Raw genomic sequence first — 289 nt, forward strand, 5'->3', positions numbered from 1 at the left:
CCGCCAGGGCTGGGGCATGACCTCCTCGTCGGCCTGGACGGGCTTGAGGATGGTGGTCCGCGGGCCGATCCGGGCCTGGTCACCGATCGGGACGGCGCCGAGCACGATGGCGCCCGCCTCCAGGACGACGTCGTCGCCCAGCACCGGCAGGCCGGGGCCCCCGCCGATGTCCTGGTCGGGCCCCTTCAGCAGGCCGCCGATGGAGGCCTGGATCCCGAAGGCGGCGTCGCGGCCCACGGCGCCGGCGATGACCGTCCCGTAGGGCTGCGGCACTGGGGGCGCGACCCCG

Annotated in this window: 1 pseudogene; it reads right to left on the reverse strand. The window is 76.8% G+C overall.

From position 1 onward, the window contains the following. Window positions 1-289 (reverse strand): annotated as a pseudogene (locus tag ACLBX8_RS32090) (serine acetyltransferase); the annotation flags it as partial.

The sequence above is a fragment of the Methylobacterium sp. D48H genome, assembly GCF_053345715.1.